Annotated in this window: 16 protein-coding genes and 1 pseudogene; 12 read left to right on the forward strand and 5 right to left on the reverse strand. The window is 32.2% G+C overall.

The genetic code is table 11. From position 1 onward, the window contains the following. Positions 1 to 226: 226 nt before the first annotated feature. Both E0F91_RS14115 and purU read left to right on the forward strand, forming a co-directional pair. The gene (locus tag E0F91_RS14115) at positions 227 to 934 is read left to right on the forward strand and encodes a DUF4197 domain-containing protein (protein ID WP_132067098.1); all 708 of its coding nucleotides are present in this window, start codon (positions 227 to 229) and stop codon (positions 932 to 934) included. Between the two features lie 226 nt (positions 935 to 1,160). After that, positions 1,161 to 2,015, forward strand: coding sequence for a formyltetrahydrofolate deformylase (purU, locus tag E0F91_RS14120; protein WP_132067099.1), 855 nt, complete (start codon positions 1,161 to 1,163; stop codon positions 2,013 to 2,015). A 248-nt stretch (positions 2,016 to 2,263) separates the two neighbouring features. Here purU and E0F91_RS14125 read toward each other — a convergent pair whose 3' ends face one another. Continuing rightward, complete coding sequence (locus E0F91_RS14125; protein ID WP_132067100.1) at positions 2,264 to 3,049, reverse strand: alpha/beta fold hydrolase; 786 nt, start codon at positions 3,047 to 3,049, stop codon at positions 2,264 to 2,266. A gap of 106 nt (positions 3,050 to 3,155) precedes the next feature. On the opposite strand from E0F91_RS14125, the gene E0F91_RS17775 reads away from it, so the two are divergent. Next, positions 3,156 to 3,305, forward strand: a complete 150-nt coding sequence (locus E0F91_RS17775) for a hypothetical protein (RefSeq protein ID WP_165930140.1) — start codon at positions 3,156 to 3,158, stop codon at positions 3,303 to 3,305. On the opposite strand, the gene E0F91_RS14130 is transcribed toward E0F91_RS17775, so the two are convergent. Further along, positions 3,300 to 4,100 (reverse strand): ABC transporter substrate-binding protein, encoded by an 801-nt coding sequence (locus E0F91_RS14130; RefSeq protein WP_165930141.1) that lies wholly within the window; start codon positions 4,098 to 4,100, stop codon positions 3,300 to 3,302. The genes E0F91_RS17775 and E0F91_RS14130 overlap by 6 nt on opposite strands. Positions 4,101 to 4,600: 500 nt before the next feature. Then, positions 4,601 to 5,443 (reverse strand): orotidine-5'-phosphate decarboxylase, encoded by an 843-nt coding sequence (gene pyrF, locus E0F91_RS14135; RefSeq protein WP_132067101.1) that lies wholly within the window; start codon positions 5,441 to 5,443, stop codon positions 4,601 to 4,603. A 544-nt stretch (positions 5,444 to 5,987) separates the two neighbouring features. On the opposite strand from pyrF, the gene E0F91_RS14140 reads away from it, so the two are divergent. From E0F91_RS14140 to E0F91_RS14165, 6 genes are all read left to right on the forward strand, one after another. Continuing rightward, entirely contained in the window at positions 5,988 to 6,551 is a 564-nt protein-coding gene (locus E0F91_RS14140; protein WP_132067102.1) for a helix-turn-helix domain-containing protein, read from the forward strand. Positions 6,552 to 6,562: 11 nt separating this feature from the next. Beyond that, complete coding sequence (locus E0F91_RS14145) at positions 6,563 to 7,009, forward strand: response regulator (protein WP_132067103.1); 447 nt, start codon at positions 6,563 to 6,565, stop codon at positions 7,007 to 7,009. 1 nt (position 7,010) lies between these two features. Further along, positions 7,011 to 8,795 carry a sensor histidine kinase gene (locus E0F91_RS14150; RefSeq protein ID WP_132067104.1) on the forward strand — a complete coding sequence of 595 codons (1,785 nt, stop codon included), beginning with the start codon at positions 7,011 to 7,013 and terminating at the stop codon, positions 8,793 to 8,795. Positions 8,796 to 9,416: 621 nt separating this feature from the next. After that, positions 9,417 to 9,575: a lmo0937 family membrane protein gene (locus tag E0F91_RS14155; RefSeq protein ID WP_132067105.1), complete on the forward strand. Its 159-nt coding sequence runs from the start codon at positions 9,417 to 9,419 to the stop codon at positions 9,573 to 9,575. 10 nt (positions 9,576 to 9,585) lie between these two features. Beyond that, positions 9,586 to 9,888 (forward strand): YtxH domain-containing protein, encoded by a 303-nt coding sequence (locus E0F91_RS14160; protein ID WP_132067106.1) that lies wholly within the window; start codon positions 9,586 to 9,588, stop codon positions 9,886 to 9,888. 197 nt (positions 9,889 to 10,085) lie between these two features. After that, on the forward strand, positions 10,086 to 10,421 hold the full coding sequence (locus tag E0F91_RS14165; RefSeq protein ID WP_132067107.1) for a hypothetical protein: 336 nt from the start codon (positions 10,086 to 10,088) through the stop codon (positions 10,419 to 10,421). Positions 10,422 to 10,516: 95 nt separating this feature from the next. On the opposite strand, the gene prfA is transcribed toward E0F91_RS14165, so the two are convergent. Continuing rightward, positions 10,517 to 11,593, reverse strand: coding sequence for a peptide chain release factor 1 (gene prfA / locus E0F91_RS14170; RefSeq protein WP_132067108.1), 1,077 nt, complete (start codon positions 11,591 to 11,593; stop codon positions 10,517 to 10,519). A 662-nt stretch (positions 11,594 to 12,255) separates the two neighbouring features. On the opposite strand from prfA, the gene E0F91_RS14175 reads away from it, so the two are divergent. The 3 genes from E0F91_RS14175 to E0F91_RS14185 all read left to right on the forward strand — a co-directional run bounded on the left by E0F91_RS14175 (position 12,256) and on the right by E0F91_RS14185 (position 14,777). Beyond that, the gene (locus E0F91_RS14175) at positions 12,256 to 13,119 is read left to right on the forward strand and encodes a hypothetical protein (RefSeq protein ID WP_132067109.1); all 864 of its coding nucleotides are present in this window, start codon (positions 12,256 to 12,258) and stop codon (positions 13,117 to 13,119) included. After that, positions 13,119 to 13,538, forward strand: a complete 420-nt coding sequence (locus E0F91_RS14180; protein WP_132067110.1) for a hypothetical protein — start codon at positions 13,119 to 13,121, stop codon at positions 13,536 to 13,538. Before E0F91_RS14175 ends, E0F91_RS14180 begins: the two co-directional genes overlap by 1 nt. Before the next feature lie 165 nt (positions 13,539 to 13,703). Then, positions 13,704 to 14,777: a type I restriction endonuclease gene (locus E0F91_RS14185; protein WP_132067111.1), complete on the forward strand. Its 1,074-nt coding sequence runs from the start codon at positions 13,704 to 13,706 to the stop codon at positions 14,775 to 14,777. Between the two features lie 122 nt (positions 14,778 to 14,899). On the opposite strand, the pseudogene E0F91_RS14190 reads toward E0F91_RS14185, so the two are convergent. Continuing rightward, a pseudogene (locus E0F91_RS14190) lies at positions 14,900 to 15,149 on the reverse strand (IS110 family transposase); the annotation flags it as partial.

Raw genomic sequence — 15,149 nt, forward strand, 5'->3', positions numbered from 1 at the left:
TGAATAGTAATCCAATGGTTGCTGCAAACCATAGAGCGTGAAAACTAGTTAGGTTTACAATAGGAATAAGTCACTAGCAGGAACCTATTATTGTACGCTAAAGAAGGCTCTTTGAGCTCCTTTGAGTCTTTTAAAAAATGGCTTACTATTTTCTTTCGGAATATTTTTACTACTAAAAGGCATAGTGTTTGCTTATCTTTGAAAAAACGAATTAAATATTAAAGTTATGAAAAAAATTGTACTGCTTTTAACTGTCTTTTCCTTATTTGGTTGTGCCGAAATGCAACAAGTTTTAAATCAATTTCCACAGACACCCGGTGTTGGTGGTATTGATATTGCTGGCGGACTGAAAGAAGCGCTAAATAACGGAGTTTCAAAACAAGTAACTAAATTGACGGCTACCGATGGTTTTTACAGAAATGAAGCAGTAAAAATTTTACTACCCGAAGAATTGAGAAAAGTAGATGCTGGATTGCGAAGAATTGGATTGAGTTCATTAGCTGACGAAGGATTGAAAGTATTGAATCGTGCCGCGGAAGACGCAGTAAAAGAAGCGACACCAATATTTGTTGATGCGGTTCGCAACATGACTTTTTACGATGCCAAAACAATTTTGATGGGTAATGAAAGTTCTGCTACTGCTTATTTACAAAATAGCACGTCGACTGCTTTGTACGGAAAATTTAATCCTGTGATTAAAAATTCTTTTACTAAAGTAGGTGCTGATAAAGTGTGGACTAACATTATTACAAAATACAACAGCATTCCTCTTGTGACTAAAGTGAATCCTGATTTAACGGATTATGTGACGAATCAAGCATTGAATGGTGTTTTTAAAATGGTTGCTGTGGAAGAAAAAAACATCAGAACGACTTTGAGCGCGAGAACCTCTATCTTATTGCAAAAAGTTTTTGCTTTGCAGGATAAAAACTAGCTAAAAATCATTTCTATTTTTAGAACATTAAACTGTTAAATTCAATTTTTTTATAAAAAATATAAGGTTATTTTTGATAAATATAATTGATAAACACAAGGCCCTAGCCCTGATAGAAGCGATATCCTTTCCTTATCTCGTTTTTTGGAACGAGACAAGGAAAGATTTAGCGGATAGCAGGAAATAGCTTCTGAAATACATCAGGATAAAAACTAAAAATAGTAAAATGCAAAAAATTACAATTCTAATTCATTGCCAAGATCAAAAAGCAATTATTGCCTCAGTTACCAATTACATTGCTTCGATTGAAGGAAATATTATTTATTTAGACCAACATGTAGATGCAGACGAGGATGTTTTTTTTATGCGTTTAGAATGTACGTTCAGTGCCCAAAACTGGAATATGGATGCTCTAAAAAAGGACTTTCAGACTTATCTAGCTGTGCCGTTTAAAATGTCTTGGGAAATTTACACGCAGGAATACAAACCTAAAATGGCTTTATTTGTCTCTAAATACGACCATTGTTTGTATGATATTTTAGGACGCTACAGCGCTGGCGAATTACAACTTGAAATTCCACTTATTATTAGTAATCACGAAGAGTTAAGAGCTGTGGCGGAGCGTTTTTCGATTCCGTTTCATTATGTTCCTTTTAGCAAAGAAATTAAGATGGAAGGCGAACGGAAACAAATGGATTTACTACAAGAATACAAGATTGATTTCATTGTTTTGGCGCGTTACATGCAAATTATAACTCCTGGATTAATTGCTCTTTATAAAAACAAGATCATCAACATTCATCACTCTTTCCTTCCTGCCTTTCCAGGAGCAAAACCCTATCATTCGGCTTTTAAACGGGGTGTAAAAATAATTGGTGCCACAAGTCATTACGTGACCGAAGGATTAGATGAAGGCCCTATTATCGAACAGGATATTTCGAGAGTTTCTCACAGTCATTCCATAGAAGACTTCATTACAAAAGGGCGCGATCTAGAACGCATGGTTTTGGCAAGAGCAATAAAGTTGCATGCAGAACGAAAAACAATGGTATACAACAACAAAACTGTCGTGTTTTCATAGGAATTAGAACCGTTTTGTTTTCAGTTAAGATTTTGCATCACAGTTTTCTCTATAGGAGTTCTTAAATACAAACCATCAATTCAATTGTGAGGAATAAAAGTTAACTTATGTGCAACAAAGTAATAACAAAATCTTAACAGCAAAAGGCTTCCTTAAGTGTGATCTTTGCAGAGTAATAAACTGGTTATTTATTATTTTGGTTTTGGTTAGTTAAAGAATTGCCTGCATGTATAATGCGGGCATTTTTTTTATTTGGCAGTTTTTATAAAAGAAAGAACAGCATTATTAAAAGCATTAGGTTGTTCCACATTGACAACGTGCCCACAATTTTCTATGACAAAGAGTTTAGACGATTTATAGTGATTATCCACTACTTTTCTAACGGATGGTAAAAACATATAATCTTCTTCACCCATCACATAAAGCGTTGGAATATTCAATTCAACTTGTCGGAACCACTTTAGGATAGGATTTATTTCAGCGGTTAGTTTAAACCATTTAATAAATTCTTTTTGGTATAATTTCTTAGCCTCATTGATAAAAAGTACGCGAGATTGCTTGTGACTTTTTTTAGGCATAATTACAAAAGCAAAAAACTTATATAAAACCAAATACGGCAAAACGTATTTGAACATATTCCCCAACCGCATTAATACTTGAGAGCGGAAATTCATTTTTAAGATCGCTCCACCTAGAATCATACTCTGGACCCGTTCTGGATACATTTCTGCCAACTGTCTTATCAAAATAGTCCCTAATGAAATGCCTACAAAATGTGATTTTTTAATTTTTAAAAAGTCCAAGACTTCCAGAATATCATTGGCCAAAGCCGAAAAAGTATATTTCTGTTTGAATGCTGCCTTTAAAGTAGGTTTTGATTCTCCGTGACCTCGCAAATCCAATAACAACACATTATATTGTTTTTTAAAATCACGTATTTGTTTAAACCAAATAGAAGAGCTTCCACCGGCACCGTGAACAAAAGTTACCCATTGATCGCTGTTTTTATTCTCGTAAATGGTATAATTAATCACTTATTTTTTTTGTAAAAATAGGACTTTAATTTTAAATCTCAATCTTAACAAAAAATAATGCTCGATTTATAATTGTATACCGTAAATTTGCCAAAAATTTGCACCCATGAAAGGAATATTGAAAGAGAAAAGTGAAATAGAAAAGTTAAGAAAAGAATACCAAATGTTCTCCGAGTTCAAATTCAACTTCGAAAAAGACAGTGAAAAGTCAAACAGGACTAAAAAAGAATTGGTTTTAGAAGATTGCGAATCATAATTTTTCGTGCATTTTTTTAAAATAATCAAACGCTTTTAGCAGTCTGCTTCCATACCATGAAAACATCTCGCCATCAACAAATACTGTTTTGGCGTGATGCGTGTGTCTTCCAATCTCAAAGGCATCTTCCTCTGCAAAAGGATAGGGCTCTGAGGAGAGGAAAACCAAATCTGGATCACCTTCTAAACGCATTTTTTTGAGTTCGATTTCAGGGTAGCGCCCTTTGTTTTGGTATATGTTTTCAAAATGATTTAGTTTCAATAACTCATTAATAAAATTATCCGAACCAGCTACCATAAAAGGTTTTTTCCAAATGAAATAAGCCACTTTCTTCACTTCTTTGTCTTTGATGTAATTTTTAAAATCGCTCCAGGCAAAAGCTAATTTATCATTCCATTTTTGCGCTTCGGTTCTACAATTGAATAGCTGACCAAAGTCGGTTATCATCTGAAAATTATCTTCAATACTTACGATATTTGTCACCCAAACTGGACAAATTTTTCGCAACTGCTCCACCATTTCCAATGTATTTTCTTCTTTATTACAGATGATAATATCCGGCTGTAGCAATCTGATTTTCTCAAAATGTACTTTCTTGGTTCCGCCAACACTTTTCTTAGTTGATTTAAAATGATACGGATGCACACAGAATTTAGTTATTCCGATGATTTTTTCTTCCAGACCTAAATCATATAATAATTCCGTTTGTGAGGGAACAAGTGAAATGATTCGGCTAGGCGAGGTTTCAAAAGTATGTGTTGTCCCAATTTGATCGATAAGTGTTTTTTGTTTCAAGTTAAAAGTTTAAAGTGTTAAAGCATCAATAGATCGCTTTTTTACCATTAAGAAATTAAGAAATAAGAAGTTTTTACACATAAGAGCATTATGAAAAATAAATTGTTTAACATAAGTAATAAGAATAAAACAATGACGTATTTTTTTTTACCATATAAGTCATTGAAGTTTAATTTGTGTAAGACTGATAACTTTAGCAATAATAAGGTCATTTAAGGTTTAATGCTTACATAATTTTTTATGTTAAATAGTATTTCACTCCTTTTATAGTACGGCAATAAATAAGTCCAACTACTTATAAGTCATTTAAGTTTTTAAATTACAATGAATGTATCCAGTCAAATAGTTCATTTAAGAAGTCCATCGCTTTGTAAAGAACGCTTTTAACTTCTATACCTTATTAAGTATTGTTTAGCAAGCTAACATTCTTTAACTTACATGACTGATATGTTTCCAAATTAAAGGCTGTCTGTTTTATGTTTTGGTTACAACCTGAAGCGCTAATCTTTAAACTTTAAACTTATTATTTCTTCCATTTCCTGTTGCATTTTCAACGCTTCGGCTCTTGCTTTTTGAGCAAAATCAGTTCCATTTGAAGCATAAATAATTGCTCTGGAGGAATTTACAAGCAAACCTACATTTGCATTCATTCCATATTTACAAACTTCAGATAAACTTCCGCCTTGAGCGCCCACACCGGGAACCAGCAAGAAACTATCTGGAACAATTTTGCGGATTTCACTAAAATATTCCGCTTTGGTAGCGCCCACAACGTACATCAAGTTTTCACTTTTTTTCCAAGATTTAGACGTTTCTAAAACTTGTTTGTACAATTCTTTTCCTCCCGAAATTTCTGGATTCGTGATTAGCGTCTGAAAATCAAAAGCTCCTTCGTTTGACGTCAAAGCCAGCATAATGGTATGTTTATTTTCGAATGCTAAAAAGGGTTCCACCGAATCTTTTCCCATATAAGGAGCAACAGTAACGCTGTCAAAATTCAAATCTTCAAAAAAAGCTTTGGCATACATCGATGACGTATTTCCAATGTCTCCCCGTTTTGCATCAGCAATGGTAAAAATATCTGGATAGGTTGCATTTATGTATTGAATTGTTTTTTGCAAGGAAAGCCACCCTTTAATACCGTAGGCTTCATAAAAAGCAGTATTTGGCTTATAAGCCACTGCTAAATCATGAGTCGCATCAATTATCGCTTTATTGAATTCGAAAATAGGGTCTTCTAATGCCAGTAAATGCTGTGGAATTTTATTCAAATCAACATCCAGTCCTACCGCTAGGAATGATTTCTTTATTCTGATTTGGTCAATTAGTTGTTGTGTAGTCATAGTTGCGTAGTTGTGGGACAAAATTACAAACATAGAATTGATAACGGTTATGTTATTGCAATAAAATTTGAAGCATTATAGCATGAAATCAAAATACAAGTTGCCTTTGTTTTAATTTTCCAAAAAACTACCGCATAATATATATTCCAATAAATCCCGAAGACAAAAATTACAGCAAACAAAAATGCAAACTGAAAATTAAGATTAAGTCCTATTTAAAATAAATATCGATTTGGAAATGCTCGCACTCTATTCCGCTTTATAAAAGAAATAAAATAGAGGCAAAAGTGTTAAAATAATTATAAAATTAACGATTGTCGAACCTTTAGAATACGACTTAATCCATTAAACTTTAAAAATATAGACGTCAAAAAAAACTCCTAAAAGTTTAAAAATGAAAAGATATCATTTTGGAAAGACTTGAAAATAAGATAAAAGTTCTTAGCTTTACTGCGTAAATCAATAAAAATATTTTTTTTGTAATACTAATTGCAACGCATTTAAAAGTTACATTTCTATATCTTTACTATTAAACAAAATTTTTATGAAGGTGTATTTAAAGTTTGATTATACTCAACTGACAAAAAAAATTGTTGAAGAAAAGCTATCAGAATTAGGATATAAATATAATAGCATCGGTTTTGGTGAATTCAATTTTTTAGAAAAAGTACCTTCTAAAAAAATAGAAGAAATCACTGCTGTTTTCAAAGAATATGGCATAGAAATAGTTGAAAATCAAAAAAGTGTTTTGGTTCAAAAAATAAAAGATGCTATCGTTGAAATGGTCAACAGCGACAAACCGTTAAATATAAAAAGTTCCGTATATATTGCAGATAAGTTAAATCTTAGTTACGCCTATTTGTCTAATGTTTTTTCCGAAGTCACCTATACTTCTGTAGAAAATTTTATTATTATTCAAAAAATAGAATTAGCGAAACAATTGATGATCAACACGCCACTTAATTTGACTGAAATTTCTATTCAATTGAATTATTCCAGTGTTGCACATTTGAGCACGCAATTCAAACATACCACTGGAATGACGCCATCTGCTTTCCAGCGCATTATTTCCAAAAGAAGAGAATTATCCAATAAAAACAACAATTAAACCAATAGTATATGACTACTGATTTTATAAATATTTGCCTTGCAGACGATGACGAAGATGACAGATTGTTTTTTACGGATGCATTTGATGAATTAAAAATAAACACCAAAGTAAGTACCTTCAACGATGGTGCTGCCTTAATGGATTTCCTGAACCATGAAGATTCTGTTTTGCCAAACGTATTGTTTCTGGATTTGAACATGCCGAAAAAGAATGGCGTTGAATGTTTATTGGAAATTAAAAAAAATGAAAGACTCAACGATATAGCCATTGCTATCTATTCAACCTCATCATCGGAGGAACATATTGAAGAGACCTTTATAAACGGAGCCAATATCTATATTAAAAAACCGAGCGATTTTGAGAATTTAAAAAAAATACTTTCGGAAGTAGTAACCATAAATTGGCAATACCACACTTCTGGTTTAAACAAAGATAATTTTTTAATGAGATTGTAAAATGAAATACATTCCACTTCATAAATCACCACTATTTTTAAAAATAATTTTTGTCGTTTCGGTAGCAATTATTTTTTTTATTGGCGGAATTACGTTTAAGCATATTACGGTTTTAAAAAAATCGTCGGATTACGTTAATAACAGTTATGAAGTAAATATTGAACTTGAACGCCTGATTTCTTATATAAAAGATGCCGAAACTGGGCAAAGAGGCTATATTCTAAGTAAAGATAAAATTTTTCTTGAACCCTATTACAATTCTAAGACGTTAGTTAAAAAATCGTTTAAAAGAGTTTCTACCCTGACGGCAAATAGTAGAACCCAACAAAGCAATTTAAAAAAACTGCTGTACTTTATCAATAAAAAGCAAAATCGTCTTTCTAAAACACTATATCTTCATGAACTAGGGATAAATGATGAAGAAACATTTAAAAGAAATTTAATTGTAGGTAGGCAAACCATGGATTCTATTCGACTCAAAATAGAAGACATGATCAGCACGCAGAAAATGCTATTACAAAACAGGCAACAGGATTATGAAGCAACGATGAATTACACCCCGTTACTCATCTATTTGACACTAATAGTCACCTTAATTCTAATTACGATTGCTTTTATAAAAATGAATCGGGATTTAGTACTTCTTCGAAAAACAATTAATACACTCTCTGTTGCTAATGAAGCCAATAATCTTGCCGAAATAGTTGGTGGTTTTGGAAGTTGGCAATTAAATTTAGAGACAAACCAATATATCTTCTCTGATAACGAATACCGATTAATAGGTTGTGATCCTCAATCTTTTGAGGCTAGTAGAGCAACTTTTTTGAAATTTGTACATCCTGATGATTTAGAATTTGTAAAACAAAACACCAGTAACATATTAAATGACAATGACCTTCCTCCTTTTACGTATCGAATTATCAGAAAAGACAATGAGATTCGCTATTTTAGAAGTTTGGGACGTATCGTTAATATTGCTTCGGGAAACAAGACCTTTATAGGGACTACGAGTGATGTAACCGAAGAAGTTTATGCCAAAAACCTTGTCGAAGAGCGCAACAGAGAATTAGAAAGTAGCAATAAAGAACTAACGGCTTTCAATTACATTGCGAGTCACGACTTACAAGAACCTTTGCGTAAAATTGAAATTTTTATGTCAAGATTAGTTAGTAAGGATTACGCCAATTTATCCGCAGCTGGGCAACAATACGTTGCGAGTATTCAATCCTCTGCAAACCGAATGCGAGTTCTTATTAAAGATTTATTGCACTTTTCAAGAATAAATAAAGCAGAAAAGATTTTTGAGGAAGCTAATTTAAATTACCTACTTGAAACTGCAAAACAAGAATTAGCTCCTACTATTGAAGAAAAGAAGGCATGCATTGAAAGTAATGAATTACCAACTTTGAACGTAATTTCATTCCAAATCCAACAATTATTCATCAATTTAATAAGCAACTCATTAAAATATAGTAAAGAAAACAGCAGTCCAATTATTAAAATTAATTGCGAAATGATTGACGCTCATGAAGCAAAAATACTACCTGACAACAATATCAAATACTATAAGATTACGTTTAAAGACAATGGAATTGGTTTTGAGCAAGAATACGCAACCAAGATTTTCATACTCTTTAATAGACTCCACAACAAAAATGAGTACCAAGGAACCGGAATTGGTTTGGCTATTTGCCAAAAAATAGTAGAAAACCACAAGGGATTCATCGAGGCAAAAGGAGAAATTAATATAGGTTCAACATTTACCGTTTACTTCCCTGCTGAATAAAAAACACCCTCTTTTCAAGATTAAATTCCTAATCTGTTACTTCACTCTTTTTTAAGCAGTGAAACTTAAGTTGCGGTTTTACGGTAGGTATTATTCAACAATAAAAGGATTTCCTGTCGTTTCCGTGTCCTGTAACTGCATTTTATCATTTCCCTTCCAAAAAAAATCATATGCCATCTTTAAATTCTGTAATAAAATTCGAAATTGATGTAACAGAAAACTACTACTAGCATTGCACCTTTGTAAAATAGTACAAAAAAGTAAAACGTTTTAAAAATGAAACGCAAAAGACAAAGTAGCAACTGTAAGTTTTAAAGTTCGTTACCAACAATTTAGAGTACAAGAAAGTTTTTTGGAGTTCTTCTGCAGTTTATTTTCAGAATTATAAGGAAGTAAAAGTCCAACAAACAAGAGGAGCCCCAATTTCACGATAAATAATTCATAACACAGCGAGAACAGACAAGTAAAAGACGAAACAAAAGCTAGTACGCTCCATTGTTAGCGAACTAAAAGGATAATTTTAGTATTGATTTTGAATTGTATGAATTCCAACTAAAAACTAAAAAATTGCACGCAAAACTTAAATTATTTTTTCACTTTTAAATAAAATACAAATAAATCATGAATAATTTACTGTACATAATAGCTGCGGTCTTAGTACTATTTTGGACAACTGGCTATTTTTATTATAACGCTGGCAGCAGCATTCATGCTTTATTAGTGATAGCAGTACTATTCATTTTAGTCCAAGTGATTAAAGAACAAAACAGTATAAACTAAAAACACAACAATGAAAGATAACAATTTAGCAATAGCAATACTAGGCAGCGTAGCAGTAGGAACTGTTTTAGGAATACTTTTTGCGCCAGCAAGAGGTTGTGAAACAAGAAGAGTAATCGGTGAAAAAAGCACTACTATTAAAAACAATTTGCTGAATTCATCTGAAAAAATAGTGGATGTCATTTCTCAAATCATAAGTGACCTCAATTATGAATCCCAACAATTTATTGGAAATACTAAAGGAATCAACAAGGATACAAAAACCAATTTAAATAATTTAAAAGACATCAATAAAGCTACTATTTTTGAATAATTTCTTTTAAACCTAAGCCCGTTGGGTGCAATTATTCAAAACGTCCTTTTAGTTTATATGCCAATAATAAAATAGACACTAGCTTGAGACACGAACATTTCAATGACTTCCCAGTTCTAAAACCGAAGTAATTAAAGACGGTTTAGGTCAAATATCATTGCGATTGGCCTATGGATTCAAATTATAATGCAACCGAAATGAAAAATTTAATATCCCTATTAGGAATTCTTATCTTAACCACTGTGCTTAATTCTTGTAAAAGCAATGAAGAAAAAAGAGCCGAAGTAGTTACAAATAATTATATTCGTTTTATTGATTCCGTTACAACCTACGGTACAATTGATGCGTTGACCAATTGGAATGCAATTCAGAAATGTTACGAGAAAAAATCAAACGAACTCAATCTTCAAATTGACATGCTGGAAGACACTACAATATTTGATGAAAAAATCAATGCTGCCACCTCAAAATATGAGACTTTCAGAAACCTAATTGTGGAAAAAAAATTGAAACGAGAGGCAGGCAGTTTTTAATCTATAAAAGAGATTGCTTCTTAGAATTATATAAAAAAACCAGCGGAAAATTATTTTCGCTGGTTTTGTGTATTTATTAGATTCTATTTTACTTTTTAGAATACTTCACTTGCTTCTTTCAATTTCTCCATGTTGTTGACTAATGCCAACTCATCTACAATTTTCTGAATGTCACCATTCATAATATTTCCTAGATCATACAACGTCAATCCCACACGGTGATCCGTTACACGACCTTGTGCGTAATTGTAGGTACGAATTTTAGCAGAACGGTCACCAGAACTTACCTGAGAGGTACGTTTAGTAGCATCTTCGGCTTGTTTTTTAGCTAATTCTTGCTCGTACAAACGGGAACGCAAAACGCCAAAAGCCTTGTCCTTATTTTTATGTTGTGATTTTTGATCCTGACATTGCGCCACCAATCCGGTTGGAATATGTGTCAAACGAACCGCTGATTTCGTCGTATTTACGGATTGTCCACCAGGTCCTGACGAACAAAAGAAATCCACACGCACATCATTCATATCAATTTGAACATCAAATTCCTCCGCTTCTGGCAAAACCATAACAGTCGCTGCTGATGTGTGCACACGTCCTTGCGTTTCCGTTTGCGGTACCCGTTGCACGCGGTGAACACCCGCTTCAAACTTCAAAGTTCCGTACACATCCTCACCAGTAACTTCAAAAATAACCTCTTTGAAACCACCAGAAGTTCCTTCATTCATATCCACAACAGATGTTCTCCAACCTCTGTTTTCGCAATATTTCGTGTACATACGAAACAAATCCCCTGCAAAAATACTCGCTTCATCCCCACCCGTTCCGGCACGAATTTCCACCATAACATTCTTAGCATCTTCGGGATCTTTAGGAATCAACATAAATTTGATTTCGTCCTCTAATTCTGGCAATCTTTCCTTGGCTTCATCCAGTTGCATCTTGGCCATTTCGGTCATATCAGCATCACTGTTATCAGCTATAATTTCATTTGCTTCTTCGATATTCGCCATCAAAATAACGTATTCATCGCGCTTTTCAGCCAAAGCTTTTAAACTTTTGTACTCTTGATTCAATTGCACATAACGCTTCTGATCCGAGATCACATCCGGCTGAATGATCAAATCCGAAATCTCATCGAAACGTTGTTTTACTATTTGAAGTCTATCTAACATATTCTTAGTCCTTTTATTGGAGTGCAAATTTACGAAAAAAGTATTCAGTTTGCAAGGCTCGTTTTTAGCGTATTTCAGTAACAACTTGTCATTCCGAGGTACGAGGAATCTCATAACGGGAGTAACCTATGTGATTCCTCGTGCCTCGGAATGACAAAACACGAGGAAGTCGAGGACAGCGAACTGGCGAAGCAATCTCCACAAGTGGCTCGAAAATCCAAGTTAAAACATCCGAACTTTATTAAATTCAAAACTCTTTTCAGGAGCTGTTTACTTCGTCAGTTCGCTACGCTCGTGTCCTGCTATACGTTGCAAAAGAAATTCACTGAATACCTATAAAAATAAGAGTACAATGAAGTAATCTTTTTTTCGGCAAAAAGCCTCAAAAAAAGATTTTCACTGCTATTAGGGCTAAGGGTTTTGTGTTAAAAAAGGGCGTTTACGGTTTCCCGTAAGGTTATTGAATGAAAAGGAATTAGTTTTGAGGAATGATATTTTATCAGTATTTTCGGAATTAAATTATATATTTGACTGGATAAGAAAAGCGATACACACTTTTCGTCTGTAAAACCCAAATAGGGGTAGATTGGCGAAATAAAATTTCGCATATAAACGAGTTAGGCATAATAATAAAAAGACGAGGAGAATTCAAGAATAATTAGATGAAAAAAGACATTATAAATAGATTTGAATTAAAACTTGAATTTAATAAAGATACGGAAGACCCAAGCAGACTATTTAGATCATTTGCTGATTTAATTGACAGCATTAAAGAACTTGACACTACACTCGCACAATCTATAAATACTAGTGTTTCTTCCAAAATATATTTGGATGATATTGAGAAAGGATCATTAATTGGCAAACTATGGAATCACCTTGTCATAAATGACGATAATAAATTAGACGATAATGATGCAAGTGAAGAAATAATAAATGATTTTATAGATGAATCTAGAAGCAAAAGTTTAGAGTTTATAGAAAGTGGAAAATCACAAGTTTCAGATTTGGAAAATCTAGCAAATGACATTGATGAAATAGCAATAGAAAAAGGATTAGCAAAAACTTTTAATTATACTAAACTAGACATTCTGGATTTAGCAAAGAATTTAAATGAAATAAATGATGCTGTAAATAAACTTGAAGAAGATGAGAAGTTCATAGTTAAAAACTCAAAAAACAAAACAGAGGAAATTACAAAAGGTACAGATAAAATAAATATAGAAGACGTTGAGAGAGCTTTAACTTCTGAAGAAATAAAAAGTCAATCAATTATTTATTACAAAATTAAAAGACCTGATTTTTTAGGTGATTCACAATGGGAATTTAAACACGGAAACAAAACATTAAAAATAAAAATTCTACACGTGAAGTGGTTAGAAGATTTTCATCAAGGCGAAGTTATTGTCGTACCAGGCGACTCTTTAAAAGTAAAAATTAAACAAAATTTCAAGTATAACAAAAATGGTTATCTAATCTCTGAAAAAACAGAAATTGTCGAAGTTTTAGAAATAAGAAAAAATTAATGAAATTAGAAAGAAATTTATTTTATGTTTTGGTTTCAGAAATGCTATTTACAATTTTACCATTAATTGTAATTACAATTGTTAGAAGCTATCAAAATCAGTACGAATTGATTTTTTATAATACTGAATGGGCTATGATGTCCATAATTTTATACGGTCAATCGATAGTGAAATTTTCTTCTGGAGTAGCAAACTCAAATCTCAAATTTAGATGGCAGCTAGTTTCTTTAATTATGTCACTAATTATTATATTTGGATTAGTCCCTTCAATAATTATTCTAATTATTAATCTCTTAAATTCCGAACCTAATTTTGGTTTACATATAGCTCAAATGTTACTATTTATTGTTTCAATAATAACTTTCTTTATTGTTGGATATGTCGGACAGAAATTAATCGACGGAAAAAAACAACTATGACTAACCGGTATTTTGAGCTAGCTGGAATTTAGTGGAATTACCGTTTCGTATCGAGTTTTCGTTAAGCCGAAAACTGAAAGATTACGAATTTCCAGCCATCTCAAAGTGGCAAAACGTTAAAATTAAAAAAACTAAATTTTAAAAAAACTAATAAAAATAAATAACATGATGGAAGATTTAAAATTAAAACTGCAACAATTACATCAAAGAGTTGACTCCTTAAAAGACCAAATAAACACGGAAGAAGCTACAAAAAATGCTTTTGTAATGCCTTTTATTCAAATTCTTGGTTACGATATTTTCAATCCTACAGAAGTAATTCCTGAATTTGTTTGTGATATTGGAACTAAAAAAGGAGAGAAAATAGATTACGTTATTAAACGAGATGGTGAACCAATTTTAATTATCGAATGTAAAAACTGGAAAGAAAACGTTGACGCTCATAACTCACAACTTCACAGATATTACCATGTTTCAAAATCACGTTTTGGAGTTTTAACAAATGGCCACATCTATAATTTTTATGCAGATTTAGAGAAGCCGAATATAATGGATGAAAAACCATTTTTTACTTTGGATATATCCGACTTAAAAGACACTAGTTTAAAAATCTTAGAAAATTTTTCTAAAAATGGTTATAATCTTGAAGAAATTTTAGATTCCGCAGAGGGTTTAAAATATATAAAAGCAATCAGAAACGAATTTGAAAAAGAAATTCAAGAACCATCTGATGAAATTGTTCGTCTATTAGTTAACCGATTTTTTAATAAACCTTTAACAGCCCCAAGATTAGCTGCATTCAAAGAATACACTAAAAAAGCCTTTTCTAATTCTATAAATGAATCTATAAACTTCAGATTAAAAAATGCTTTAAATATATCTGAAGCCGTCCCTTCAAAAGCAAATGAACAAATTACCAAAATTGACGAAAATGTAGAAACTCCAAAATTCATCACAACAGAGGAAGAAATTGAAGGTTCACAAATAGTTAAAGCAATTTTAAGAGAAGTATTACCTGCTTCACGAATTGCATTTAGAGATACACAGTCCTACTTTGGTGTTTTATTGGACGATAATAATAGAAAACCAATTTGTCGATTGCATTTTAACTCTACAAATAAATACATTGAACTTTTCAATAACGGAAAAGATAACGGAGAAAAAAAGCTAATATCATCATTAGATGAAATTTACAATTATAAAGCTGAATTATTATTAACAATAAAAAATTTCAACTAATAAGTAAAATGACTGTAGCTAATCCCGATCGGTCTGACACACACAATCGTTAGAACCCGATCGCTCTGATATACACAATCGTTAGCGCATTCTATGGTAAAAAACAAGAAAATATTTAAAATTTAACAGGCAAATTTATGTGTATTTATATAGGGAGTTTGTCTGTTAATTACAGAAAAAACACGACCAATAATTTTACATTTTACATTGTTTAAAACCAGCATTGCGTTCTTACCTTCACCTTTTTTTCTTTCATAATATTCTTTGAGTTGCGGATCATGTTTTACGGCAACTAAAGCACACATTTGTAATATTGATTTCATCTTTTTATCTGCCATATGATTCACTTTGGTTCGTCCTTTAATACTCGAA

The sequence above is a fragment of the Flavobacterium sandaracinum genome, from assembly GCF_004349135.1.
Lineage (GTDB): Bacteria > Bacteroidota > Bacteroidia > Flavobacteriales > Flavobacteriaceae > Flavobacterium > Flavobacterium sandaracinum.